The sequence below is a fragment of the Micromonospora sp. CNZ296 genome (genome assembly GCF_007827635.1).
Map to the genome: position 1 here is coordinate 1 of NZ_VISW01000026.1, position 24,702 is coordinate 24,702.

Here is a 24,702-nt window from a genome sequence, read left to right on the forward strand (position 1 = left end):
CTGCCTCAAGCGCTACATCGTCCGCGAGATCCACACCGCCCTCCTCGCCGACTTCACCACCCTCAACACCGCTTGACTTCTATAGGAGCATCCCCCACCCCCCCCCCCCCCGCCCCCCTTTCCAGGGCGTCGATCATGAGGTTGGCGGCGACAAAACGGACGCCGGACGCCGCCAACCTCATGATCGACCGAAGCGGACGCGAAGGGCGGAACCCGGCGCGCGGCGGGCGGGGGTCACAATCGGCTCCGGTTCGCGTACCGTTGCCGCTCATGGGTGTGTCGCAACGGTTGAAGACCAGGTTCCGCCGGTTCCTCCAGCGCCCGGGGACGACTGTCGACCTGGCGCCGCTGGAGAAGCTGCTGCCGGCGATCGAGGCGCGCGAGGCGGACCTGGAGCAGCTCTCCGACGCCGAGCTGACCGAGGCCGCCGGCCGGGCCACAGGCTACGAGGAGATCTGCGCGATCGGCCGCGAGGCGGCCCGGCGCGGGCTCGACCAGCGCCCCTACGACGTGCAGCTGCTCGGCGCGATGGCGCTGCTGTCCGGCAAGGTCGCCGAGATGGCCACCGGTGAGGGCAAGACGCTCACCGCGACTGTCGCCGCGTACGGGCACGTGCGGCTGGGCAACGGCCCGGTGCACGTGCTCACCGTCAACGACTACCTGGCCCGCCGCGACGCCGAGTGGATGACGCCCGTCTACGACCTGCTCGGGCTGACCGTCGGCTGGGTCAACGAGGCGTCCACGCCCGAGGAGCGGCGCGCCGCGTACGGCTGCGACGTCACCTACGTGTCGGTCAGCGAGGCCGGCTTCGACTTCCTGCGCGACCAGCTCGTCACCGACCTGGCCGACCGGGTGCAGCCGCCGCTGAAGACCGCGATCGTGGACGAGGCCGACTCGATCCTGATCGACGAGGCCCGGGTGCCGATGGTGCTGGCCGGTGCGGTCGGCGGCGAGCAGGACCCGGTGCACGCCGCGGCCGCGCTCGTGCGCGGGCTGCGCAAGGGCAAGCACTACACGGTCGCCGAGGACGGCCGCAGCGTCGCCTTCACCTCGGTCGGCCTGGCCACCGTCGAGGCCAAGCTCGGCGGCATCGACCTGTACGACGAGGAGCACGTCGGGCAGCTCTCCGCGGTGAACGTGGCGCTGCACGCGCACGCCCTGTTGCACCGCGACGTGGACTACATCGTCCGGGACGACTCGGTCGAGCTGATCGACGAGATGCGCGGCCGGGTCGCCCAGCGCCGCCGCTGGCCGGACGGGCTCCAGGCCGCGGTCGAGGCGAAGGAGGGCCTGGACGCCACCGCCGAGGGCGAGGTGCTGGGCACGATCACCGTGCAGGCGTACATCGCGCTCTACCCGACTGTCTGCGGCATGACCGCGACCGCGGTGCTCGTCGGCGACCAGCTCCGCGAGTTCTTCGGCCTCGAGGTCGCGGTGATCCCGCCGAACACCCCCTGCGTCCGCGAGGACGAGCCGGACCGGATCTACGCCACCCGCGCCGAGAAGGAGGAGGCGCTGGTCGACGAGATCACGCGCTGCCACCAGGCGGGGCGGCCGGTGCTGGTCGGCACGCTCGACGTCAAGGAGTCCGAAGGGCTGGCCGCCGCGCTCAACGCCGCCGGCGTCTCCTGCGTGGTCCTCAACGCCAAGAACGACGACGAGGAGGCCGGCATCATCGCGGAGGCCGGCGCGTACGGCGCGGTGACGGTCTCCACCCAGATGGCCGGCCGGGGCGTGGACATCCGGCTGGGCGGCAGCGACCAGGCCGACCGGGACCGGGTGGCGGAACTGGGCGGCCTGTACGTGATCGGCAGCGGCCGGCACGACAGCCGCCGGGTCGACGACCAGCTCCGCGGCCGGGCCGGCCGGCAGGGCGACCCGGGCGGGTCGGTGTTCTTCGTCAGCCTGGAGGACGACCTGGTGGTCCGGCACGCCGGCGACACCGTGCCGGCCTCGCCCCGGATGAACGCCGACGGCCTGGTCACCGACCCGCAGGTCGACTACGCGGTCGAGCACGCCCAGCGCGTCGCCGAGGGCGTCAACCACGAGATCCACCGCAACACGTGGCGCTACAGCCAGGTGATCGAGCAGCAGCGCAAGGCGCTTGCCGAGCGCCGGGAGCGGCTGCTGACCAGCGACATCGCCGCGCTGATGCTGCTGGAGCGGGTGCCGGAGAAGGCCGGCGAGATGGACGAGGACCTGCTCGCCGACGTGGCCCGCAAGATCGCCCTCTATCACCTGGACCGGCTCTGGGCCGACCATCTGGCCGAGCTGTCCGAGGTACGCGAGGGCGTGCACCTGCGGGCGCTGGGCCGGCTCGACCCGCTCGACGAGTTCCACCGCAGCGCGGTGCCGGCGTTCAACGCGCTGGTGCCCGAGATCGAGACGCGGACCGTGGCCACGTTCGAGGAGACCGAGTTCGACGAGGGCTGGGAGCCGGACTCATCGAAGCTGGTGCGCCCGAGCGCCACCTGGACGTACCTGGTGCACGACAACCCGTTCGGCTCGGAGCTGGACCGGCTGATCGCCTCGGTGGGCCGGCGGCTCATCTCCGGGTCGCGCTGACCCGCGCCGAAGGCCCCTTCCGGTGTAACCGGGAGGGGCCTTTTTGCGCGGTTTCGCCCGCGGTCTGCGAGGGTAGTAGGCCGGGGCCCGGCCACAGGAGGGACGGACATGGGACAGGCAACGGTGCCGGACGGGGAGACCGCGTGGACGTACGCGGGGACGGTGGAGGCCCCGGCCCGGTGAACCTCGACACGCGCCAACCCATGATCGACAACCTCGGTGTGCTGGAGACGGCCGCGCTGCTGCGCGAGCTGACCGCCGGTCTGATCGGCGTGGCCGGGTTCGACGAGGCGCTCGACCGCCTGGTCCGGATCGCCCGCGACGCCGTGCCGGGCGTGGACTGCTGCGGCTTCACCGCGCTGCGCGCCGGTGAGCCCGCCGGGGTGGCCGCCTCCGACCCGGACCGGGCCGAGCTGGACGACCTGCGGCACGGCCCGGACACACCGGCCCTGACGGCGATCCGCCGACGGGAGATGATCATCGCGGGTGGGCTGTCCGACGAGACGCGCTGGCCGGCCTGGAGCGAGCGGGCCCGCGTGCTCGGCGTCCACGGGGTGATCTCCGCGCCGGTCGACGTGGACGAGCAGGTCATCGGCGCGATCAACCTGTACGCCGAGTCGCCCGACGCGCTCACCCCCCGGCACCAGCTCACCGCGATGCTGCTCGCCGAGCACGCCGGGCTGCTGCTGGCCGCCGCGCGCGACCGTGAGCGGGCCGCCAGCCGGGCCGGTGAGATCGACGACTCGCTGCTGGCCGAGGGAGTGGTCGGGCAGGCCGTCGGCGTGATCATGACGCAGCGCGGCTGTCCCGCCCCGGAGGCGCTGCGGGTGCTGCGCAGCGCCGCGTCCTCGCTGGACATCCCGCTGCGCGAGGTGGCCGAGCGGCTCGTGCTGACCGTCTCCCGGCCCCGGGACAACTGAGCGACAGTCGTTTCACCCCGCGGTGCCTCGGGTAGCACTCTGGACTGGTGAGCTGCGCCGACCTGGGGAGGAAGCGATGCAGAGCCGACTGCGGGTGCAGGGGCATCCCATCCAACCGATGCTTGTCACGTTCCCGTTCGGCCTGTTCGTCTGCGCCGCGGTCTTCGACCTGGCCGACGTGGCGGGCGGTCCGGCGTTCCTCGGTGAGGTGGGCTACTGGACCGCGGTGGCCGCGCTCGTCGCCGCCGGGCTCACCACCGTCGCCGGCCTGGTCGACCTGTGGGACGTCCGTGCCGGGCGCACCAGCCGGACCGTCCTGACGTTCAATCTCGTGAACGCCGTGATGGCGGGGCTGTTCCTGCTGTCCTGCCTGATCCGGGCGAACGCCCCGCAGCGCGGCGCGAACGGCGCCCTGCTCGCCGCCGAACTCGTCGCGCTCGCCGTCGGCGCGGTCGGGGTGGCCCTGGGCGCGCGGCTGATGCAGCAGTTCGACCGGGCCACCGAGCCGACCGGCTTCGAGACGTTCGGCGACGTGCCCCCCGGGTCCACAGTCGAGATCGCCCGTCCGCGCCCGTTCTGACCCGGCCGAAATCCGTTGCCGCGGCCGTCGGCGGGCGGCAGGCTCGCGGGCATGGTCCGCACGTTCTCCGAACTCGTAGCCGAGGCCGAGGCCGCGCCGGTGGAGGGCTGGGGCTTCGACTGGCTGCGCGGCCGCGCCACCGAGGAGCGCCCGCCCTGGGGGTACGCACGCCTGGTGGGCGACCGGATGGCCGCCGTGAGGGCGGCGCTGGACGTCGACACCGGCGGGGGAGAGGTGCTGGCCGAGGTGCCCGCGCCGCCGCCGCTGCTGGTCGCCACCGAGGCGTGGCCGCCGAACGTGCCGGTGGCCCGGCGCAACCTGCGTCCGCTGGGCGGGACAGTGGTACGGGTGGCCGACCGGCCGCCGCTGCCGTTCCGGGATGCCGCCTTCGACCTGGTCGTGAGCCGTCATCCGGTGCACACCTGGTGGGACGAGGTGGCCCGGGTGCTGCGCCCCGGCGGCACCTACCTGTCCCAGCAGATCGGCCCCGGCACGGTGCGGGAGCTGAGCGAGGCGATCCTCGGGCCGCTGCCGCCACCGGAGCACCGGCACCCGGAGGTGGCGGTCGCCGACGCGCGGGCCGCCGGGCTCACAGTCGTCGACCTGCGCGAGGCGACGCTGCGTACCGTCTTCCACGACGTCGGCGCGGTGGTCTGGTTCCTGCGCAAGGTGGTCTGGACGGTGCCCGGCTTCACAGTCGGCCGTTACACCGACGAGCTGCGCCGCCTGGACGAGCGGATCCGCGCCGAGGGACCGTTCGTCGCGTACGCCCGCCGTTTCCTCATCGAGGCGCACCGGGGCTGAGCGGGCCGGGCCGGTGCGCCTCGGCGTGGTGCGCGGCCAGCACGTCGGCGCCGAAGTCACCGGCGGGGCGGCGCAGCACGGTGTGCGCGTGGTTGCCGTCGTCGGTGGTGTTGTCGTACTCGATCAGCAGGTCGTCGCCCTGCACCCGGTAGTAGTGCCGCCGGCCCGGCTCGACCGGGCCGGCCCAGGCGAAGTGCAGCTCGCCGCCGTCGAGCCGGTCGGCCTCCCGGGCCGCCAGCTCCGGCGGCAGCCGGTCCAGGTAGAGCGCGACCAGCCGGTCGAGCAGCGCCCGGCCGGTGGGCCGCAGCCGCCCTCGGGGTACGCCGGGCGGGTCGAGCCGGCCCGGCGCGGTGGCGCGGGTGGCGCTGATGATGTCGGCCGGCGCCTCCTCGGCGATGATCGCGGCGGACCGGCCGGCCGGTCCGAGCACGTCGAGCAGTTCGCGGGCCAGGTCCTCCTCGGGGCCCAGGGGCCGGGAGACCGGGCGCCCGGAATGCCGGACGGTGGCCGGGTTGGCGCCGAGGAACACCGGCGCGGGGGAGACCCGGTCGTCGGCGACTGTCATGCTCACCGACAGGTGGTGTCCCTCGAACCGCCACGCCCAGTCGTCGTCGCGGGCCGGGTCGCCGAAGACGGCCACCCAGTAGTCGCCGCTGTGCCGGCCGCGCCGCCAGTCCTCGGCCCGGTCCAGCACCTCTTCCAGGGCCATCACGGCCATGGCCTGCGCGTACGCGGCCGGGCTGAGCGCGGTGGCGAGCAGCCGGTGCGCGGCCTTGCGGGCGGTGACGTCCAGGCCGGCGAGCGTGACGCCGGGCCGGGGCCGCGGCCGGTACTCCAGCCACCGGCGGGCCGGCTCGTCGTCGAAGGCGTGCCGGGCGGCGTCGCGGGCCGGCTCGTCCAGTGCCGCCAGGAACGCCGCGGCCGCCGTGCGCATCTGCTCGGGTACGGGATCCTCCACCGTCCCTGTATACCGCCCGCCGCTCACGCGCGGCCGAGCAGCGCCAGCATGTCGGGCAGCTCGAAGAACCGCGCGGTCTCGACCGCGGACGGGGCGCCGTGGTCCGGGTCGGCGCCGGCGTCGAGCAGCGCGCGGACCGCCGCCTCCTGGCGCCGGAACACGGCCGCGGCGAGCGCGGTCTGCCCCCTGTCGTTGACCCGGGCCGGGTCGGCGCCCCGGGCCAGCAGCGCGGCCACCGTGTCCGGGTGGGCGTGGTACGCGGCGAGGATCAGCAGCGTGTCGCCCTTGGCGTTGGTGAGGTTGACCGGCAGCCCGGCGTCCACGTTGGCCGCCAGCTCCTCGGTGGCGCCGGCCCGGGCCAGGTCGAACATCCGGTGGGCGAAGGCGATGGTCTCGGCGTCGAGTTCGTCGGGCATCCGCCCAGGCTATGGCGTCGCGGCCGGACGCGCCTGGTAGCTTGCGCAGCCGGGCACGGGAGGCGCGCGCATGGACGATCGGGTGTACGTGGGCAACGCGGCGGTGGACGGCGCGACCGACGCGGGCTGGCTGCTGGGCCACTTCAAGCCGGCCGGGGACGTGCGGCACAGCACCGACGTCGAGGTGAAGTGGGGCGTGCACCCGGCGGGGGAGACCCGGTCCCGGTGGGCCACCGGTGAGCGGCGTACCGCCCTGCTGGTGCTGATCAGCGGCGCGTTCCGGATCGAGTTGCCGGACCGGACGGTGGTGCTGCGCGCGCCCGGTGACTACGTGGTGTGGGGCCGGGGCGTGGACCACTCCTGGTACGCCGAGCGGGAGTCCACGGTGCTCACGGTCCGCTGGCCGTCGGTGCCGGGTTACAAGGTGGAGCCGCCGGTGCGGCGGTGAGTGCGCACCTCGTCCCAGCATTCGGTATTACCTACTAAACCGATAGGCTTTACCGTCTAAGCTGGGGGAGCACATCCGCTCCGCACCGTGAGGACGTCCCGCCGATGACCAGCACCGTTCCCGCCGACCTGCTCGCCGTCGCCGCCCGCTGGGCCGACCCGGACGGCTGGCCGGTGCCGCTGCGCTTCGGGGCGTCCGAGCGGTGGTACGCCCGGCTGGACGCCGGCGACGAGCACGAGGTGTGGGCGCTGAGCTGGCTGCCCGGACAGGGCACCGGCCTGCACGACCACGGCGGCTCGTCCGGCGCGTTCCTGGTCGTGGCCGGCGTGCTCACCGAGGAGACGGTGAGCGGCGGGCGGCTGCGCCCGCACCGGCTCGCCGCCGGAGCCGGCCGGCGCTTCGGCGCCCGGCACGTGCACCAGGTCACCAACCACGGCGACGAGCCCGCCGTCAGCGTGCACGTGTACCGGCCGGCGCTGACCCGGATGACCCGCTACCACCTCGTCTCCGGCCGGCTCCGGGTCGCCGAGGTGGCCCGAGCCGGTGTGGCCTGGTGAGCCGCACAAGCAACCCCGACGAACGGAAGGACGCCACGATGGCGCAGACCCCCACCCGCACCGAGCGCTGTCCGGTCCCGCCGCCCGGCTCGCGGGGCATCGACGAGATCCTCGCGGCCGCCCGCGCCCGCCTGCGCCGCCTCGACCCGGAACAGGCCCACCTGGCGTGCCGGGGCGGAGCGCTGCTCGTAGACATCCGCCCGGCCGCCCAGCGGGCCGCGCAGGGCACAGTGCCCGGCTCGCTCGTGGTCGAACGCAACGTGCTGGAGTGGCGCTTCGACCCGCGCTGCGCGGCCCGCCTGCCGCAGGCGACCGGCTACGACGTCCCGGTGATCGTGCTCTGCCAGGAGGGCTACACCTCGTCGCTGGCCGCCGCCGCGCTCCAGGACATCGGCCTGCACCGGGCCACCGACGTCGTCGGCGGCTTCGCCGCCTGGCAGATCGCCGGCCTGCCCACCCTCGGTCCCACCCCGCCGACCCGACCCTCGTCCGCCGCGCCCCCGGTCACCGCCGGCGGGGCGCTCCGCTGACCGTCCCGCCGCATCCGGCGGGGCGGGGCGACCGCCCGCACAGGAGGCTCCCATGTCCGTCGTCGCCCTCACCACCCGTCCGGCCCGATCGGGCCGCCCCGACCGGGCCGTGCCGCCCCGGCCGCGTACCGCACCGACGCTCACCATCACGCTCGACCTGGGTACCGGGCCGCTGACGCCGGGCCTCGCGCGCCTGGTCGACCTGCTCGACGAACTGGCCGCCTCCGGCGAGGGACTGGCCGCCTCCGCGGAGGGGCCGGCTGCCCGTACCGTGCTCGACCTGCGCCGCGGCGACGCCGCCGCCCCGGCGGCGCCCGTCCCCGGCGGCGTGCGCATCCTCACCGGCACCCGGCGGGTCCGGCACGGCGGCGCCGAGATCCCGCTGACCCGCATCGAGTACGACCTGCTGCTGTTCCTCGCCGAACATCCCCGCCGCGTGTTCACCCGCCTGCAACTTCTCGCGAACGTCTGGGGCTACGAGCATGCCGTGGCGCGCACCGTCGACGTGCACGTGCGCCGGCTGCGGGCCAAGTTCGGGCCGGACACGCCGCTGGTGACCACCGTGTACGGCGTGGGCTACCGCCTCGCCGACGACGCCGCGATCGTCGTGGACCGCGACGCCTGACCCCCGCCCGGCCGGCACGCGGCGCACCCCGGGATCGGGTGCGCCGCGTTCACGTTCGCCGCTGATCCGCCACTGTGAACCCCCGGGGAGACCCCCCGTACCACCGGCGAATCGGTGCTCTGCTGTAATCAACGGGCCTCGCACGCAGAGCGAGCGCACGGCTGCGATGTGTTCGTCAAATGTCACATTCATGCAACGCGGCCGCCCCTTGACCCTCGCAGAGACGCCGGGAAGCATCGATGAAGCGGCGTCCCGGGCCGTGGGGAGATACCCGGACCAGCCCAAGGAGGACCATGTCGGTCAGCCCCGCCTCGTCGCGCGCCGGATGGCATACGTCCCAACCCGCGGTCCCCGGTCGTCCCCCCGGCGGCCAGCGTCGTCCCGCCAACACCGCCGCCGCGCCCATGCTCACCGTCACCCTCAACATCCCCCTGGCCTGCGAGGAGTCGCTCACCCCGGCCGCCCGCCGGCTGCTCGACGCCGCCCGCGAGATGCTCGAACGCGGCGACGCGGTGGTCAGCGCGGGCACGGTCCCGGCCGAACGCCGGCCCGACGCCGTCCCGGCCGGCCGCGCTCCGGCGCGTCCGCTCGCCCCGACCATCCCGACCCTGCACATCCTCGCGTCGTCCCGGTCGGTGCTGCGAGACGGTGAGCCGCTGCCGCTGACCCGCCTGGAGTTCGACCTGCTGCTGCACCTGGTCGCCCACCCGCGCCGGGTGTTCACCCGGCTGCAACTGCTCAACGCGGTCTGGGGGTACGAGCACGCCGGCGTCCGCACCGTCGACGTGCACGTACGCCGGCTGCGCGGCAAGGTCGGTGTGGACGTCCCGCTCGTCACCACCGTCTACGGCGTCGGCTACCGGCTCGCCGACGACGCCCGCGTCACCATCGACCGCACCGGCTGACCACCCGACCACCACCCGACGATCGCCGCCGGACGGAGCCCCGACCGCCCGAACCGATCATGTGGTGACCCGCCCGCCCGCGCGGCACGATGGTCCGATGCGCGTGCGCCCGATCAGCCCCGACCGGCTCGTCACCGAGCTGGCCGAGCGTCTCGCCCGCACCGGGACGCCCGGCCGGCTGCGGGTCGCCGTGGACGGCCCGCCCGCCGCCGGGCCGGACACGCTCGCCGAAGCGCTGGTCGAACCGCTGCGCGCCGCCGGCCGTCCGGTGCTGCACGTCCGCGCCGACGACTTCCTCCGGCCCGCCTCGGTGCGCCTGGAGCACGGCCGCACCAACCCCGACGCGTACTACGAGGGCTGGCTCGACGAACCGGGACTGCGCCGCGAGGTGCTCGACCCGGCCGGCCCGGACGGCTCCGGCCGGCTGCTGCCGTCGCTGTGGGACGCCGACGCCGACCGGGCCAGCCGCGCGGCGTACGTGGATCTGCCGCCCGGCGGGGTGGTCCTGGTCAGCGGCGCGCTGCTGCTCGGCGGCGCGCTGCCGTTCGACGTCACCGTCCACCTCGTGCTCTCCCCGGCGGCGCTTGCGCGGCGCACCGACCCGGCGCTGCGGTGGACCCTGCCCGCGTTCGCCCGCTACGCCGGCGAGGTCGACCCGGCGTCCTTCGCCGACGTGGTGGTCCGGGCCGACGACCCGCGCCGTCCGGCGCTCGTCGAGGCCGCCTGACCAGCGGCTGCGGACTCACCGGAAACACTCAGGAAACAGCCGGTTTGACCCGCCGAGGGCGGGGGTAATCGCCCGGCTCACAGAGCACGGGTGATCTCGTCGCCCGCGCATCCACAGTCGGACCGGATCCGGGGCGCAGGCCGCCCCGGTCCGGTATGAGGGCGCAGGAAAGGCAGGCAGCGATGCTCGTCCACGACACGACAGCCACGGGCCGCTCCCAGGCGGAGGTCGACCAGATCCGGCAGTCCCTGCGGTCGCGGTACGACGAGCTGACCGCCGAGTACGAGCAGACCGTGGCGCAGAGCCAGGTGCTCCGGCTGGTGGAGGTCGGCGACACCGCCGGCGACGACCAGGCCGACAGCGGCACCAAGACCGCCGAGCGGGACACCGCGCAGTCGCTGCTGCGCACCATCCTGGACCGGCGGGCCCAGTTCGAGCACGCGCTGACCCGCCTGGACGAGGGCACCTACGGCTTCTGCGAGGGCTGCACCGCGCCCATCCCGGTGGAGCGGCTGGAGATCTTCCCGTCCGCCACCTCCTGCGTGGCCTGCAAGCAGACCCGGGAGCGGCGGGCGGCCTGAACGCCGTTCCGGTTGCCGGTCGGTCCTCCGACGCGGTGGACTGTCCCCATGGGTGAGATCAAGGTGGGCACCGCCTCGTGGACCGACCGGACCCTGCTCGACTCCGGCTGGTACCCGGCGAGCGCCGACACACCGGAGAAGCGGCTGTCCTACTACGCCCGGCAGTTCCCGCTGGTCGAGGTGGACGCCACCTACTACTCGCCACCGGCCGAGCGCACCGCCCGGTTGTGGGCCGAACGCACCCCGGCCGGGTTCACCTTCAACGTCAAGGCGTTCAGCCTGCTGACCGGCCACCCCACCCGCGTCTCCGCGCTCTACAAGGACCTGCGCCCGGAGACGGACAAGCGCAACGTCTACCCGGACGACCTGCCCGCGCAGGCGTACGAGGAGGTCTGGACCCGGTTCCTGTCCGCACTCGACCCGCTCGTCGAGGCCGGCAAGCTGGGCGCGTTGCTGTTCCAGTTCCCGCCCTGGTTCACCATCAAGCGGGCCAACAAGCAGTACCTGCTGGAGGTGGCGCGGCGGTGCGCGCCGCTGCGCCCGGTCTTCGAGTTCCGGCACGCCTCCTGGTTCGACGGCGACAACGCCGAGGAGACGCTCGGTTTCCTGCGCGAGCACGAGCTGCCGTTCGTCTGCGTGGACATGCCGCAGGGACACAAGTCGTCCATTCCCCCGGTGCTGGCGGCCACCGCTGACCTCGCGGTGGTCCGGTTCCACGGGCACAGCGACAAGTGGACCAGCAAGGACATCCACGAGAAGTTCGGCTACGACTACTCCGAGCGGGAGCTGCGCGACTGGGCGCCGAAGCTGCGCGAGCTGGCCGGCCAGGCCGAGCAGACGCACGTGCTGATGAACAACTGCTACCAGGACTACGCGCAGCGCAACGGCACCACACTCGCGGGCCTGCTGGACGCCTGATCGTCTCACCCGGTGCGGGTGAGGCCGGCTCACCCGCACCCGCCGCAGCATGGGTAGTGGGCGCCGGCTCGGGCGCCGCGACGAGGAGGTGGGTCATGACGGTACGGGTGGTGGCGGACCGACGCCGCGGTGGCGTACTGCACGTGGTCGGCAGCTCCGAGGCGGCACGGCGGGGCGAACGGCCCGGCCGGTTCAGCCCGACCCGGCTGTGGCGGGGCCCCAGCGGCCCGCCGCGCCGCGCCGACGACCGACGCTGGGAGACCGAAGCACGGGGGTGAGCCCGATGGCCGAACAGCTTTTGTCCGCGTTCGAGTCCTCGCTGGACAAGACGAACGTGATCCTCAAGGAGATCGAGTCCGCGTACGGCTGGCCGAAGGAACGGCGCAACCAGTCCTACGCCGCGCTGCGTACCGTGCTGCACCTGCTGCGGGACCGGCTGCCGGTGCAGGAGAGCACAGAGTTCGCCCAGCAGTTGCCGGTGCTGGTGCGCGGGATCTACTTCGACGGCTGGCAGCCGGAGAACGTACCGATCAAGCTCAACCGCGACGACTTCCTGTACGAGGTGCGCCAGGGCTTCCCGTACGACGCCGAGGGCGGCGCGCAGCGGGTGGTGCAGGTCGTGCTGGACACGCTGCGGCGGCACGTCACCCAGGGCGAGTGGGAGGACGTGAAGGCCACCATGCCGGGTGACCTGCGTCAGATGATTCCCTGATCCGGCACCGGACCGGCCCGTCCCGCCCCCTCGGCGGGGCGGGCCGCCGGCGTCCGGGACACCGGCAGCCCGCCCCGCCGGGCCAGGAAGCGGGCCACCGGCTCGGCCGGGTCTTCGCAGCCGCTCGACGTGCGTGAGGTAGCGGCTCATCTTCACCGCCACGCAGACGTCGCCGGGCGTACGCTCCCGCCAGTCCCGGTACTGCCAGCCCGACGTGCCGACCAGGAACGTCGCCGCGCCCTACTGAAGGTTGATCTGGAAGACCTCGAACGTGGCGCCGAACCGCGTGCCGAGCCGGCTGCCGGCCGGCCGGGCCATGCCCTCCAGGAACTCCTCGGCGTCGAAGCCGCCGTCGCCGAGCCCGCTCAGGTACGCCCCGTGCGCCCGCAGCGACGCCACGCCCCGGTCGAACGTGCCGGTCACGTCCACCCCGTGCCGGGCCGCCGGCGACCCGGCCGCCCACACCTCACGCACCCGCGACCACGGCTGCGTGCCGTCGGTGAGCTGCTCCGGGAAGATCCACCGGTTGCCGGCGTCGCGGACCGCGTCCAGCGTGGCCCGGCCGCAGGCGATGTGGTCGGCCTGGTTCAGCGCGTACGCCCCGTCCCACGTCTCCCGGAAGTTGTTCGTCAGCACCACGTCCGGCCGGTGCCGGCGCACCACGGCGGCGATGGCCCGGCGCAGCGGCACGCCGTACTCCAGCAGCCCGTCGGGCAGGCCGAGGAACTCGACCTCCGACACCCCGACCACGGCGGCGGAGGCCCGCTGCTCCTCCTCGCGCACCACCCGGGCGCGTTCCGGCGTCATCCCGTCGATGCCCGCCTCGCCGCTGGTGAGCAGGCAGTACACGACCTCCTTGCCCTGCCCGGTCCAGCGCGCCACCGCGGCGGCGGCGCCGAACTCCAGGTCGTCGGGGTGGGCCACCACTGCGAGCGCCCGCTGCCAGTCCTCGGTCAGCGGGGTGAGCGGCTCCGGCTGCGTCACGTGCGTCTCCTCGCGTCGTCCTCCCGCCATCCTGGCATCCACCCGTCCCGGCCGCTTGCCCCGCGAACCGTCCGTACGGCGGCGTAAGGGCGTCTACGGTGTGGTTAGAGAAGATCGGGCGTGGGGTACCACCCGCTGCACACGGACCCCGGCACCACGCGGGGCGGCACACCGAGGGAGCACCCATGGCATTGAACGACGACGACATCCAGAGCAGCGGCGGCAGCGGCCTGGAAGGCCCGGCCGACGGCGGTGCGACCCCGGGTCAGCACGACGGTGGCGCGGACGGCGGCGCGGAGGGTCCGGCTGACGGCGGCGCGACCCCGGGTCAGCACGACGGTGGCGCGGACGGCGGCGCCGAGGGCCCCGCTGACGGCGGCGCGACCCCGGGTCAGCACGACGGTGGCGCGGACGGCAGCGCGGAGGGTCCGGCCGACGGCGGCGCGACCCCCGGCCAGCGCGACGGCGGCGCCGACGGCAGCGCCTGACACATGAGCACCACGCACGTCGACCCGCCGGGTGGCCACGGCCGCCCGGCGGTTCCGTTCTCCGCGACCGAAGCGCTGGCCCGGTGCGTGGCGGTGGAGCCGGCCAAGTTCGCCGCCGACCACTGGGGGCGCAGCCCGCTGCTGTCCCGCGCCGCCGAACTGCCCAACCCGGACGGCTTCACCGACCTGCTCAGCCCCGCCGACGCCGACGAGCTGCTCAGCCGCCGCGGCCTGCGTACCCCGTTCCTGCGGGTCGCCAAGGACGGCCAGCTCGTGCCGGCGGCGCGGTTCACCGGCGGCGGTGGCGCCGGCGCCGAGATCGGCGACCAGGTCGTCGACGAGAAGGTGCTGGCGCTGTACGCCGACGGCGCGACGCTGGTGTTGCAGGGCCTGCACCGCACCTGGCCGGCGCTCGTCGACTTCGCCCGTGACCTGGGCACCGCGCTGGCCCAGCCGTTGCAGGTGAACGCCTACCTGACCCCGGCCGGCAGTCAGGGCTTCGCCACCCACTACGACACCCACGACGTGTTCGTGCTCCAGGTGGACGGGCGCAAGCACTGGCGGATCCACCCGCCCGTGCTGGCCGACCCGCTGGAGCGCCAGCCCTGGGGCGGCCGGGCCGACGAGGTCTCCGCGACCGCCGACGGGCGCCCCGAGCTGGACGTCGTGCTCGAACCGGGCGACGCGCTCTACCTGCCGCGCGGCTGGCTGCACAGCGCCCAGGCGCAGGAGTCCAGCTCGCTGCACCTGACCGTGGGCATCCGGGCGCTGACCCGGTACGCCGTGGTCGAGGAGCTGCTCGCGCTCGCCGCCGAGGACGCGCGGCTGCGCGCGAGCCTGCCGTTCGGGCTCGACCTGGCCGACCCGGACGCGATCGAGCCGGAGCTGACCGAGACCGTCGAGGCGTTGCGCGACTGGCTGCTGCGGGCCGACCCGGCGGCGGTGGCCGGCCGGCTGCGCGCCCGGGTCTGGCCGGCCGCCCGCCCGGCGCCGATCCGGCCGCTGGCCCAGGCGCAGGCGCTGGCCCGGCTCACAGCGGACAGCGAGGTGGCGGTGCGTGGCGGCCTGCGCTGGCAGCTCGCCCCGGCCGCCGACGGACGGGTCACGCTGCGCGTGCCGGACCGGACGCTCACGCTGCCCGGCACCTGCGAGGCGGCGCTGCGCGCGCTGCTGACCGGCGAGGTGACCCGGGTCGGCGACCTGCCCGGCCTGGACGACGACGCCGACCGCCTGACCCTGGCCCGCCGCCTGCTGAAGGAGGCGGTCCTGACCCCCGCCTGACGGGCGCGATCATGAGGTTGACCGGCGGTGCGACGTGGCGTGTCGCGCCGCCAACCTCATGATCGACGGCCCGAGAGAGGGCGTGGGGAGGGGGCGGTCAGCGGGTGTAGGTCACCGTGAGCAGGAGCAGGGTCGTGACCAGGCCGGAGGCGGCCACCAGGATCATCGGGCGTGGGGTCAGCACCGCGTGGCGGCGGTCGGCCAGCAGCCGGGCCGGCGCCAGCCCGATCACCGGACCGAGCAGCGTCACCACCAGCGCCAGCACCGGCAGGCCCACCGCCAGGTCACCGCTGGCACCGGCGGCGAGCGCCCGCGCACCCACCCCCAGCGCGTACGCCAACAGCGCCCCGCCGATGCCGCACGCGACCAGCAGCGGGTTCACCGAGCCGGGCAGCTCGCCCGGCGCCCCGGTGCGGTCCAGCAGCTCCCGGACCGCCCGCAGCAGCGGCACCGGGTCACCAGCCGCGCCGCGTACCGGGCCGGGCGGGTCGCCCAGCCGCCGGGCGCCCACGCCCAGCCGGGCCCGCAACTGCGTCCACAGGTGAGTCACCTCGCCGTCGACGCGCTCCACCAGCAGGGACGCCTCGGCCACCTCCGCCTCGGCCTGCCGCACCTGCTCGGCGGCCTCCGCCACCGCCCGTTCGGCGGCGGCCACCTGCTGGGCGTACCAGGTGTGCGCCTCGGCCCGCTGAGCGGACACCCGGGCGGTCAGCTCGGCGAGCCGGCGGATCTGCGCGTCGTACGTCTCACTGGCAACCGGTTCGTTCATCGGGAGGGACCATAAGGGATGATCACCTGTCCGGTGCGGTGCACCGCCCGGTCGAAGTAGAGACCGCGCCACGGCCGGGGATACCAGTCCGGCCCGCCGCTGCCCGGATACAGCGAGGAGCCCAGCTCACCGCCCTGCACGTCCAGCGCCACCCAGGCGCCGATCTGGTCGGTGCGCGCGCCCGCGCCGCCCAGGTCGACGCGCATCCGGGCCACGCCGCGCCACCACGCCAGCACGTGCGTACGCCGCTCCGGCCCGTCGTGCAGGATCCGGCGCAACTGCTCCAGCCCGGTGCGCGTACCGGCCTTGCCGGCGAGCGCCGCTGCCGCCGCGTCCACCGCGTACAGCAGCAGGAAGTGCGGGGTACGCGCCGCACCCGGCGCGCCGAGTCCGTCGCCCACCTCGGCCATCAGCTCCGGCACCGTCTCCTCGTCGTACCAGGAGGCGTCGCCTTCCAGGTCCTCGTACAGGGCGCGGGCGGCCGGGTCGGCGTCCGGGTCCAGGCAGGCGATGGAGAACCGGGCGGTGCCGGGCCGGTACTGCCGGGCCAGCGACCGGGCGGCGGCGTCGAGCACCGCGCACGCCTCGTCCACCCGGGTGCCGAGCACCGCCAGGTTGCGGCCGGGAGCGCGGGGCAACCGCAGCGCCGCCGAGCGGGACTGCACGTCGATGATCTCGCCGAGCAGCGCCACCGGGCTGCGGGGCACGCCCTGCTCCGGCGCGGTCAGCGCGCGGAAGTCCGGCGCGTCGGCCAGCTTCGGGATCGCGTCGCCGTCGAACAGCCGGGCCGGCGCGGCGTCCTGCGGGCGCATCCGCCACAGCCGGTGCTGAAGCTCGCTCCACGTCTCCCAGTCACTCGCCGACGGGATCCGGGCCACCTCGTTCCCCTCGGCCAGGCCCGACTCGGCGTTGATCACCGCGTGGTGGCGGGGCAGCGACTGCGCCGCGTCGTTGCGCTCGGCCAGGATGCGCAGCGCCTTCGGCAGCGCGATCCGCAGCGTGAACTGGGCGACCAGCGCCGGCCGCCCCCACAGCGCCTCGATGCCGCGCACGTCCTGCGAGGCCAGCACCAGGTGGATGCCCTGCGACCGGCCCCGCCGGGCCAGGTCCTCCAGCAGGTCGGCGGCCTCCCGGGCGACCACGTCCCGGCCGGCGAGCAGCGCCTGGAACTCGTCGACCACCGCCACGATGCGCGGCCAGTGCCCGTCCGGGTCCACCGCGCGCAGCTCGGCCAGCTTGGTGACCTCGTGCTTCTTCGCGGCGTCGGCGCGCCGGCGCAGCTCCTCGGCGAGGAAGCGCAGCAGCGCCAGACCGAACTCCCGGTCGGTGTTGACGTTGATGCCGACCAGCCGCATGTGCGGCAGCCAGCTCGGGTCGCGCCGGCCCTGCGCGAACCGGGCGAAGGACACGCCCTCCTTGAAATCGAGCAGATAGAACTCCAGCTCGGCGGGGGAGTAGCGGGCGGCGAGCGCGCCGATCCAGGCGAAGATCAGGTTCGTCTTGCCGGTGCCCGACGGGCCGCCGATCAACGCGTGCGGCGGGTAGTCGCCGAGCGTGAGCAGCACCTGCCGCCCGTGCGGGCCCTCGCCGACCGGGGCGCTGAGCCCGTGCGCCGAGTCCTCCCGCCAGTACTCGTCCGGCGGCGGGAGCAGGTCGGTGAACGGCGTCGGCGGCGGGCCGGCGGCCACCCGGGAGGCGACGGTGCGGCAGGTCTCGGTGACCAGGGCGGGCGGCGGCGGCGCGTCGAGCACCACCGGCAGTCCGGCCACCCGGGCGTCGTCCGGCTCCACGGTGATCCGGGTGACGGTCGGGTCGTCGGGCAGCTCGATGCCGCGGACCACCAGGTGCACGCTGCAGGCCGCCCCGGTACGCACCACCCGGTCGAGCTGGCCGCGCTCGTGCCGGGACAGCTCGTCGCCGCCGAGCAGCACCGCCACCCGCCACGGCTCCGGCCGGCGTCCGGTGGCGGCGGCCAGCTCGCGCAGCGAGCCGTACTCACCGGCGAGCACCGTGGCGTTGATCCGGCGGATCTGCTCCACCAGGTCGTCCAGCAGGCGGCCCAGCCCGCCCGGCCCGACGAACGTGAGCAGCCCGGCCGTGCCCAGCGGCGCGAATCCGGCCAGACCGCCGCCCAGGTGCTCCGGGTCGTACCCGTACAGCCGCACCGCGCCCGGGTCGGCCCGCCCGACCGAGCGCAGCAGCAGCGCGGGCACCACGGCGGCCAGCCCGTCCCGGTCGCCGCCGCCCAGGTGCGCGTGCCCGGCGTCCAGGAGCGGGACCAGCGCCGGCACCGGTTCGGCGCCGTCGAGGCGTACCGTGCCGACGCGCAACGCGCCGGGCGGCTCGGACCGGCCGGCGGGCGTGGCCCGCCAGCGGTCCCACGGCGCGGACGCCGCGCCCGGCGCCTCCCGTTCCGCGGCGGCGGCGGCCCGGCGGGCCAGCTCGGCGAGGCGGGCGGTGTGCCGGGCGTCGATCTCGGCCAGGCGCCGGTCGCGGGCGGCGCCCACCCGGGCGGGCACGGCCGCGGCGGCCCGGCGGGTACGGGCCAGCCGGTCCCGACCGGCGGCCAGCTCGGCCTCGGCGGCGGTGAGCCGGGTACGGGTGGCGCCCAGGGCCTCGGAGAGCATCCCCCGGACTCGCGTCACCAGTTGAGCGCGGACGTCAGCCACGGGACGGCTCCCGATCGTCGGTGTCCTTGGGCAGGTCCCGGCCGAGCCGGTCGAGCAGTACGCCGGTGAGCACGCCCGCGGTGACCGCCGGGTCGGCCGCGTGCGGCTGCTCCGCGTCGTCGTCGCGGCGCGGCGGGGGCATCCGGCAGACCCGGGTCAGCAGCGTGTCCAGCACCGGCCGCGGCAGCCCGGGCAGCAGGTCGCGGACCCGGGAGTCCAGCGCGCCGCGCAGCCGGGGCAGGTCGTCCGCGCGGGGCGGGTGGCCGAGCAGCTCACCGGCCAGCTCGCGCAGCAGCGGCGGGGTGATCGCGGCCAGCCCCAGCCCCACGTCGGCGTGCGCCCGGCGCAACTCGCGGTGCAGCCGGTCCCGGTCGCCGGAGCGGATCCCGGCGACCACCCGGCGCAGCAGCTCGTGGGAGTCCTCGACGCGCTCGTCCGGCTCGTCCGGCGCGCCCTCCCGGCCGCCGGTCAGCTCCGCCACCCGCACCGCCCACCAGCGCCGTACCGCCGGCTGCTCACCCGGCTCGGCGGCCGGGCCGGCCGCGGGCGGCTCCTCGCCGCGCGGCGTGTCGTGCTTCGGCGGCCGCTCGCCCGGCGGCGCCGGCCGCGCCCCGTCCGGCGCCAGCCCGATCGCGGCCAGGTACGCGGTGAGCTGCTCCTGCGCCACGCGCAGCGCGTAGCCGGCGGTCTCGGCGTGCTCGGTGGCCGAGGACAGCTCCGGCACCCCCATCGGGTCCGACGACTCCTGGCGCACCCAGCGCAGCCGCTCCTGCGCCTGGCCGAGCTTCTCCAGCGCGGCGGCGAGCTGCGCCAGCGGCAGTTCCTCGGCGGCGGCGCGCACCTGCGCGCCGATGTCCTCGACTATGGACACGGCCGGCCTCAGAGCGTCGCGACGTAGAGCTGTGCCTGTTCCACCGCGACCAGTGTCGCGGCCAGACACTCCTCCAGTTCCTGGCCCGCCTGTGTCAGCGAGGCCTGGGCCGCCTCGACCGTCTCGTGACCGCTGCCCTCCAGCGCGCCGGCCAGCGTCTGCTGCGCCTCGGCCAGCTTCTCGCCGGCTGCCTGCACCGCTGTCTGGCCGTCACCGATCTGCTGGAGAGCGACATCGATGGCGGCCTTCAGCTCGGCGACGCTCGCCACGGGGACCTCCTGGGGGCGGAAGAGATCTCCATTACAACCCATCGGAACGGGTGGACGAACATCCACCCTCGCGTGGTTGCGGCCCTCGTGTCCGGTTCCCGCGTTGACGTGCGCGAAGACCCCGGCCGGCGGTCCCGCCGGCGGACGCCGTGGTCCCGCTCGCGGGACCGGCCGGGCTAAGGGCGCAGCCAGCGCGGGCCGCGTACCTCCGCGCCCAGCGCGGTCACCCGCTCGCGCAGCTCCCGGTCGGCGGTGACCACCACCCGCCGCCGATCCGGTGCCGCGGCGACCAGCTCGACCATCGTGTCGTCGCCGGAGCCGGGCGCGGAGACCACCTCCACGCCGGGCGCGGGTGCCACGTGCCGGGCCGCGCCCTCCACCACCAGCACCACCTGCACCGGTGGCGGCAGCTCCGGCGGCACGCCCGCCTCGCCGACGGGCACCAGCGCGTCGCGCAGCCGGACCGCCGCGCCGGCCCGGTCGCGCCACCAGCCGTCCGGGCGCGAGCCCACCACGTTCGCGCCGTCCACGATCAGCAGCGGTCTGCTCTCCATGCCCCCCAGCCTGCCATCCGGTCGCGTTTGTCGCGCCGACCGCCGGGTAGCCACCGCCGACCGTGCCGCGCGTGCCGGGTGCCGGTCGTGCCGACTGACTGCGGAGGACGAGATGATGGGACCGGGTGACTTCGGCAACGACCCCTGGGACGAGTTCCTGGCCCGATACTTCGGCCGGGGCGAGGGGGGACGCCGGCCGGCGCACCGGGTCGACATCACGCGCCTGATGACCGCCGACGCCCGGGAGATGCTCGCCGACGCGGCCCGCCGCGCCGCCCAGAAGCACAGCAACGACCTGGACACCGACCACCTGCTCTGGGCGGCGTTGCAGCGCGAGCCGCTGCGTGACCTGGTCCGCCGGGCCGGCGCCGACCCGGACGCGCTGCTGGGCGCGCTGGGCGGGCGCGGTGAGGGCGCACCGCGCGGCGAGGTGCCGCCGAACCTGTCGCTGACCCCGGCCGCGAAGCGGGCGCTGCTGGACGCGCACCAGCTGTCCCGCGCCATGGGCGCCAACTACATCGGTCCCGAGCACATCCTGATGGCGTTGCCGCTGAACCCCGAGTCGCCGGCCGGCCGGATGCTCGCCGCCGGCCGGATCCAGCCCGAGTCGTTGCAGGCGGCCAGCGCCGAGCGCGGCGCGGCGAACGCCCCGCGCCCGGACCGGGGCACCCCGACGCTCGACCAGTACGGCCAGGACCTCACCGAGCTGGCCCGGATGGACCAGATCGACCCGGTGATCGGCCGGGCCGACGAGATCGAGCAGGCGGTGGAGATCCTGTCCCGGCGGACCAAGAACAACCCGGTGCTGATCGGTGAGGCCGGTGTCGGCAAGACCGCGATCGTGGAGGGCCTGGCCGAGCGGATCTGTGACGGCGACGTGCCGCAGACGCTGATCGGCAAGCGGGTGATCCAGCTCGACCTGTCCGGCCTGGTCGCCGGCACCCGCTACCGGGGTGACTTCGAGGAGCGCCTGAAGAAGGTGATCGACGAGATCCGCGCCCACCGCGAGGAGCTGATCATCTTCCTGGACGAGATCCACACGCTGGTCGGCGCGGGCGGCGCCGGCAGCGAGGGCGGAATGGACGCGTCGAACATGCTCAAGCCAGCCCTGGCGCGCGGCGAGCTGCGGGTGATCGGCGCGACCACGCTCGACGAGTACCGGCGCAGCATCGAGAAGGATGCCGCACTGGCCCGCCGGTTCCAGCCGGTGCTGGTGCCCGAGCCGACGGTCGACGACACCATCGCGATCCTGCGCGGCCTGCGCGACCGGTACGAGGCGCACCACCAGGTCCGGTTCACCGACGAGGCGCTGATCGCCGCCGGTGAGCTGTCCGACCGGTACGTCACCGACCGGTTCCTGCCGGACAAGGCGATCGACCTGATCGACCAGGCCGGCGCGCGGGTGCGGCTGCGCACCCGTACCCCCGCCGAGGACGTGCGCGAGCTGGAGCAGCAGCTCGACGAGACGCGCCGGGACAAGGAGCAGGCGGTCTCCGACGAGCAGTACGAGCGGGCCTCCGCGCTGCGCGACCGGCTCGCCGAACTGGAGGACCAGGTCCGCCGCGCCCGCGGCGACGAGGGCCCCAGCCACGTGCCCGAGGTGGGGCCGACGGAGATCGCCGAGGTGGTCTCCCGGGCCACCGGCATCCCGGTCACCCAGCTCACCGAGGAGGAACGCGACCGGCTGCTGCGCCTGGAGGGGCACCTGCACGAGAAGATCATCGGCCAGGACGACGCGGTCAGCGCCGTCGCCGAGGCGGTACGCCGCTCCCGCACCGGGCTGGCCGACCCGGACCGGCCGATGGGCAGCTTCCTGTTCCTCGGCCCGACCGGCGTCGGCAAGACCGAGCTGGCCCGCGCGCTCGCCGAGGCGCTGTTCGGCGAGGCGGACCGGATGGTCCGGGTGGACATGAGCGAGTTCCAGGAACGGCACACGGTCAGCCGGCTGGTCGGCGCCCCGCCCGGGTACGTCGGCTACGAGGAGGCCGGTCAGCTCACCGAGGCGGTCCGCCGCCGCCCGTACGCGGTGGTGCTGCTCGACGAGATCGAGAAGGCGCACCCGGACGTGTTCAACATCCTGCTCCAGGTGCTCGACGACGGCCGGCTCACCGACAGCCAGGGCCGCACCGTGAACTTCAAGAACACCGTCCTGATCATGACCAGCAACCTCGGCTCGGAGCTGATCACCGGCACCCAGCGCACCGTCGGCTTCGCCACCGGCGGGCCCGGCGAGCAGGAGAGCGACGAACTGCGGGAGCGGCTGATGCGCCGGCTCCAGGAGAACTTCCGCCCGGAGTTCCTCAACCGCATCGACGAGGTGATCATCTTCCAGCGGCTGGAGGCCGAGCAGCTCCGCCAGATCACCGGGCTGCTGCTGGAGGAGACCCGCCGCCGCATGCACGCCCAGGACATCCAGGTCGACTTCAGTACGGCGGGCGTCGACTGGCTCGCCGAGCACGGCTACCAGCCGGAGTTCGGCGCCCGGCCGCTGCGCCGGGTGATCCAGCGCGAGGTCGACAACCGGCTGTCCCGGATGCTGCTGGAGAACGAGGTCTCACCGGGGCAGAAGGTCACCGTCGACACCCGTGACGACCAGCTCGTCTTCGACGTCGCCGCCGGTGAGCGGGGCTACACGCCGGCCACCACGTCCCATCCCCGATGACCGGCCGGGGCCCGTCCCGGCCGGGCCGGGACGGGCCGTCACCGAAGGACCGGAGGGCGGACATGACCGAACCCGAGGAAGTCCCCGACGACGACACCGGGGCCGGTGAACCGATCGAGGCGGCCCCGACGGCGAACCCGTCCCGGGTCCGGGTGCCGCCGGAGGGTCTGAAGCAGCACACACCGAACGAGGGCGAGCCGGCACCCGGGCCGCCGCCGGGAGAGGAGGCGTGATGGTACGCGAGGCGCGACTCGACCCCGAGGTCGAGGTGATCTGGGACGACTTCCACGCCGAGGTGAACGTGTCCTCCGAGACGCTGCGGCAGTGGCTGCTGACCCGCGGCTCGGGAGAGGAGGCGTTCGGTCCGGGCCCGGACCTGGACCTGCCCGAGCCGGGCCGGCAGATCCTCGCCGTGCTGCGCAAGCGCAAGGTGGACCTCACGCCGGAGGACATCGAGGTGATGCGGGAGGCGATCAGCCGGATCCGGGAGCTGACCGCGCAGCGGCCACGCCGGGGCAACGCCGACGACGAGTGGCGCCACGCCCTGCTCGACCTCGGTCACGACGTACTCGTCGAACGCTGAGCCGGTACGACGGCGCCCGGGCGGACCACCGCCCGGGCGCCGCCGGCTACTCCGACTCCAGGCTGGGCAGCCGCAGCCCGGCCGCGTCCGCCGCGGCCTGCCGGTCGGCCCGGGCGCGTTCCTCGCGGCTGAGCAGGTTGGCGTACTCGGTCACGTCGGCCGGACCCGGCACCTCCGGCAACCGGCGCAGGAACGCCTCCACCTCGGCGGAGGCGCTGGTGTGCGCGGTGGCCGCCTGGCGCAGCAGCTCCCGCTGGTCGGCGGCCGGATACAGATCAGTCATGTCGCCGGTGATACCCGGGTTCAGGCGATTCGCACCCCGCCCGAGCCGTTGGGCTGCACACCGAACTCCGGGTGCGCCAGCAGCCACCCCAGGTATTCCGGATGGTTCGCCAGCGCGTCGGTGTACGCCGCGACCGCCGCCGCCAGCACCGGCTCGGCCACCGCCGCGGCCGGCACGTCCGGATGCCAGCCCAGCAGCAGCCGCCAGCGCAGCGGCGTGCCGGCCAGCCGGCGGGTGACCAGCCCGGCCACCGGACGGAACGTGGCCTGGCACAACGCCACCGCCTCGCCCGCGTCCACCAGGTCCAGCGCGGCCCGCACGTCCGCCTCGTACACCTTCTTCGGGGTGAAGCCGGCGCGGGCGCAGGCGGCGGCGAAGCAGTCGCCGAAGCAGCCGTCGCCCGGCGCGGCCACCCACCGCTCGCGCCGCAGGTCGACCAGGTCGACCTCGGCGTGGCCGGCCAGCGGGTGGGTCTGCGGCAGCAGCACGCAGATCGGCTCGACCGCCACCTCCCGCCAGCTCAGCCCGAACCCCGCCGACGGCGTCGAGTCGCCGCACACGCCGGTCAGTGCGAAGTCGAGCCGGCCACCGGCCACCATCTGCGCCAGCTCGTCCACCGACCAGGAGCCGTACGTGGTGATCTGCGCGTCCGGCCGCTCGGCGGCGAGCCGGTGCACCAGCCGGCCCAGGATCGGGCTGTTCACCCCGCCGAAGCGGTACCGGCGCAGCGGATCGCCCGCACCGGCCATCCGGGCCGCCTCGTCCCGCAGGCCCTTCATCGCCGGCAGCAGCACCCGCGCCCGGTCCAGCACCAGCTCACCCAGCGCGGTGGGACGGGCGCCGCGGCGGTCCCGTTCGAACAACGGCCCGCCCAGCGCCCGTTCGATCCGCTGAAGCTGGGCGGTCAGCGCCGGCTGGGCCAGGCCGAGCGCCGAGGCGGCCTTGGTGACGCTCCCCGTCTCCGCGATCGCGCAGACCACACGCAGGTGTCGCAGCTCCAGATCCATACCGTGACGGTAGGACCACGAACCGATACACGGAAG

General features: G+C 74.9%; 29 protein-coding genes. 19 read left to right on the forward strand and 10 right to left on the reverse strand.

Annotated elements, in window-relative coordinates; translation table 11 throughout:
- Window positions 1-270 precede the first annotated feature (270 nt).
- The 4 genes from secA2 to FB455_RS30265 all read left to right on the forward strand — a co-directional run bounded on the left by secA2 (window position 271) and on the right by FB455_RS30265 (window position 4,869).
- Window positions 271-2,565: an accessory Sec system translocase SecA2 gene (gene secA2, locus FB455_RS30250; protein ID WP_013286037.1), complete on the forward strand. Its 2,295-nt coding sequence runs from the start codon at window positions 271-273 to the stop codon at window positions 2,563-2,565.
- A gap of 179 nt (window positions 2,566-2,744) precedes the next feature.
- Window positions 2,745-3,485, forward strand: coding sequence for a GAF and ANTAR domain-containing protein (locus FB455_RS30255; protein ID WP_013286038.1), 741 nt, complete (start codon window positions 2,745-2,747; stop codon window positions 3,483-3,485).
- 76 nt (window positions 3,486-3,561) lie between these two features.
- Window positions 3,562-4,065 (forward strand): DUF2231 domain-containing protein, encoded by a 504-nt coding sequence (locus FB455_RS30260; protein WP_013286039.1) that lies wholly within the window; start codon window positions 3,562-3,564, stop codon window positions 4,063-4,065.
- Window positions 4,066-4,116: 51 nt separating this feature from the next.
- A complete protein-coding gene (locus tag FB455_RS30265) occupies window positions 4,117-4,869 on the forward strand; it encodes a class I SAM-dependent methyltransferase (protein ID WP_145755613.1) in 753 nt (250 codons plus the stop codon).
- On the opposite strand, the gene FB455_RS30270 is transcribed toward FB455_RS30265, so the two are convergent.
- Entirely contained in the window at window positions 4,847-5,827 is a 981-nt protein-coding gene (locus tag FB455_RS30270) for a DUF3500 domain-containing protein (RefSeq protein ID WP_049800121.1), read from the reverse strand. The genes FB455_RS30265 and FB455_RS30270 overlap by 23 nt on opposite strands.
- Window positions 5,828-5,850: 23 nt before the next feature.
- Window positions 5,851-6,243: an ankyrin repeat domain-containing protein gene (locus FB455_RS30275; protein ID WP_145755614.1), complete on the reverse strand. Its 393-nt coding sequence runs from the start codon at window positions 6,241-6,243 to the stop codon at window positions 5,851-5,853.
- A 70-nt stretch (window positions 6,244-6,313) separates the two neighbouring features.
- On the opposite strand from FB455_RS30275, the gene FB455_RS30280 reads away from it, so the two are divergent.
- The 10 genes from FB455_RS30280 (at window position 6,314) to FB455_RS30325 (ending at window position 12,246) form a co-directional block, all read left to right on the forward strand.
- Window positions 6,314-6,691 carry a cupin domain-containing protein gene (locus FB455_RS30280; RefSeq protein WP_120570125.1) on the forward strand — a complete coding sequence of 126 codons (378 nt, stop codon included), beginning with the start codon at window positions 6,314-6,316 and terminating at the stop codon, window positions 6,689-6,691.
- A gap of 104 nt (window positions 6,692-6,795) precedes the next feature.
- Window positions 6,796-7,248: a cysteine dioxygenase gene (locus FB455_RS30285; protein WP_145755615.1), complete on the forward strand. Its 453-nt coding sequence runs from the start codon at window positions 6,796-6,798 to the stop codon at window positions 7,246-7,248.
- A 38-nt stretch (window positions 7,249-7,286) separates the two neighbouring features.
- The gene (locus tag FB455_RS30290) at window positions 7,287-7,778 is read left to right on the forward strand and encodes a rhodanese-like domain-containing protein (protein WP_145755616.1); all 492 of its coding nucleotides are present in this window, start codon (window positions 7,287-7,289) and stop codon (window positions 7,776-7,778) included.
- 52 nt (window positions 7,779-7,830) lie between these two features.
- Window positions 7,831-8,403: a winged helix-turn-helix domain-containing protein gene (locus tag FB455_RS30295; RefSeq protein ID WP_145755617.1), complete on the forward strand. Its 573-nt coding sequence runs from the start codon at window positions 7,831-7,833 to the stop codon at window positions 8,401-8,403.
- A 293-nt stretch (window positions 8,404-8,696) separates the two neighbouring features.
- Window positions 8,697-9,308 carry a winged helix-turn-helix domain-containing protein gene (locus tag FB455_RS30300; RefSeq protein ID WP_123110435.1) on the forward strand — a complete coding sequence of 204 codons (612 nt, stop codon included), beginning with the start codon at window positions 8,697-8,699 and terminating at the stop codon, window positions 9,306-9,308.
- 97 nt (window positions 9,309-9,405) lie between these two features.
- Entirely contained in the window at window positions 9,406-10,035 is a 630-nt protein-coding gene (locus tag FB455_RS30305; RefSeq protein WP_013476993.1) for a nucleoside/nucleotide kinase family protein, read from the forward strand.
- A gap of 182 nt (window positions 10,036-10,217) precedes the next feature.
- Window positions 10,218-10,616 carry a TraR/DksA family transcriptional regulator gene (locus FB455_RS30310; protein WP_013286049.1) on the forward strand — a complete coding sequence of 133 codons (399 nt, stop codon included), beginning with the start codon at window positions 10,218-10,220 and terminating at the stop codon, window positions 10,614-10,616.
- A gap of 48 nt (window positions 10,617-10,664) precedes the next feature.
- Window positions 10,665-11,534, forward strand: coding sequence for a DUF72 domain-containing protein (locus FB455_RS30315; RefSeq protein ID WP_145755618.1), 870 nt, complete (start codon window positions 10,665-10,667; stop codon window positions 11,532-11,534).
- Between the two features lie 95 nt (window positions 11,535-11,629).
- Window positions 11,630-11,812 (forward strand): hypothetical protein, encoded by a 183-nt coding sequence (locus FB455_RS30320; protein ID WP_013476990.1) that lies wholly within the window; start codon window positions 11,630-11,632, stop codon window positions 11,810-11,812.
- 5 nt (window positions 11,813-11,817) lie between these two features.
- The gene (locus FB455_RS30325) at window positions 11,818-12,246 is read left to right on the forward strand and encodes a DUF2267 domain-containing protein (protein ID WP_120573804.1); all 429 of its coding nucleotides are present in this window, start codon (window positions 11,818-11,820) and stop codon (window positions 12,244-12,246) included.
- 240 nt (window positions 12,247-12,486) lie between these two features.
- Here the strand turns inward: FB455_RS30325 and FB455_RS30335 are convergent, their stop codons facing one another.
- Window positions 12,487-13,230 (reverse strand): PIG-L deacetylase family protein, encoded by a 744-nt coding sequence (locus tag FB455_RS30335; RefSeq protein ID WP_123110439.1) that lies wholly within the window; start codon window positions 13,228-13,230, stop codon window positions 12,487-12,489.
- 185 nt (window positions 13,231-13,415) lie between these two features.
- Between FB455_RS30335 and FB455_RS30340 the strand changes: the two genes are divergently transcribed.
- Window positions 13,416-13,718: a hypothetical protein gene (locus FB455_RS30340; protein ID WP_013476987.1), complete on the forward strand. Its 303-nt coding sequence runs from the start codon at window positions 13,416-13,418 to the stop codon at window positions 13,716-13,718.
- Window positions 13,719-13,721: 3 nt separating this feature from the next.
- The gene (locus tag FB455_RS30345) at window positions 13,722-14,999 is read left to right on the forward strand and encodes a JmjC domain-containing protein (protein ID WP_145755619.1); all 1,278 of its coding nucleotides are present in this window, start codon (window positions 13,722-13,724) and stop codon (window positions 14,997-14,999) included.
- Window positions 15,000-15,096: 97 nt separating this feature from the next.
- On the opposite strand, the gene FB455_RS30350 is transcribed toward FB455_RS30345, so the two are convergent.
- The 5 genes from FB455_RS30350 to FB455_RS30370 form a co-directional block, all read right to left on the reverse strand.
- Window positions 15,097-15,768: a hypothetical protein gene (locus tag FB455_RS30350; protein WP_145755620.1), complete on the reverse strand. Its 672-nt coding sequence runs from the start codon at window positions 15,766-15,768 to the stop codon at window positions 15,097-15,099.
- Entirely contained in the window at window positions 15,765-18,437 is a 2,673-nt protein-coding gene (locus FB455_RS30355) for an FtsK/SpoIIIE domain-containing protein (protein WP_145755621.1), read from the reverse strand. The genes FB455_RS30350 and FB455_RS30355 overlap by 4 nt, the downstream gene beginning before the upstream one ends.
- Window positions 18,430-19,308, reverse strand: coding sequence for a hypothetical protein (locus FB455_RS30360; RefSeq protein WP_047893395.1), 879 nt, complete (start codon window positions 19,306-19,308; stop codon window positions 18,430-18,432). The genes FB455_RS30355 and FB455_RS30360 overlap by 8 nt, the downstream gene beginning before the upstream one ends.
- Window positions 19,309-19,316: 8 nt before the next feature.
- Window positions 19,317-19,577, reverse strand: coding sequence for a hypothetical protein (locus tag FB455_RS30365; RefSeq protein ID WP_013286060.1), 261 nt, complete (start codon window positions 19,575-19,577; stop codon window positions 19,317-19,319).
- A 176-nt stretch (window positions 19,578-19,753) separates the two neighbouring features.
- Entirely contained in the window at window positions 19,754-20,131 is a 378-nt protein-coding gene (locus tag FB455_RS30370; RefSeq protein WP_013476982.1) for a hypothetical protein, read from the reverse strand.
- Window positions 20,132-20,243: 112 nt separating this feature from the next.
- Here FB455_RS30370 and FB455_RS30375 point away from each other — a divergent pair, with 112 nt between their 5' ends.
- The 3 genes from FB455_RS30375 to FB455_RS30380 all read left to right on the forward strand — a co-directional run bounded on the left by FB455_RS30375 (window position 20,244) and on the right by FB455_RS30380 (window position 23,376).
- Window positions 20,244-22,793 carry an ATP-dependent Clp protease ATP-binding subunit gene (locus tag FB455_RS30375; protein WP_013286062.1) on the forward strand — a complete coding sequence of 850 codons (2,550 nt, stop codon included), beginning with the start codon at window positions 20,244-20,246 and terminating at the stop codon, window positions 22,791-22,793.
- 62 nt (window positions 22,794-22,855) lie between these two features.
- A complete protein-coding gene (locus FB455_RS34470; protein ID WP_013286063.1) occupies window positions 22,856-23,026 on the forward strand; it encodes a hypothetical protein in 171 nt (56 codons plus the stop codon).
- Window positions 23,026-23,376, forward strand: a complete 351-nt coding sequence (locus FB455_RS30380; RefSeq protein WP_013286064.1) for a DUF3140 domain-containing protein — start codon at window positions 23,026-23,028, stop codon at window positions 23,374-23,376. The genes FB455_RS34470 and FB455_RS30380 overlap by 1 nt, the downstream gene beginning before the upstream one ends.
- A gap of 46 nt (window positions 23,377-23,422) precedes the next feature.
- Here FB455_RS30380 and FB455_RS30385 read toward each other — a convergent pair whose 3' ends face one another.
- Both FB455_RS30385 and FB455_RS30390 read right to left on the reverse strand, forming a co-directional pair.
- Entirely contained in the window at window positions 23,423-23,659 is a 237-nt protein-coding gene (locus FB455_RS30385; RefSeq protein ID WP_120570108.1) for a hypothetical protein, read from the reverse strand.
- Window positions 23,660-23,679: 20 nt separating this feature from the next.
- A complete protein-coding gene (locus FB455_RS30390) occupies window positions 23,680-24,666 on the reverse strand; it encodes a LysR family transcriptional regulator (protein WP_047893392.1) in 987 nt (328 codons plus the stop codon).
- Window positions 24,667-24,702: the final 36 nt, after the last annotated feature.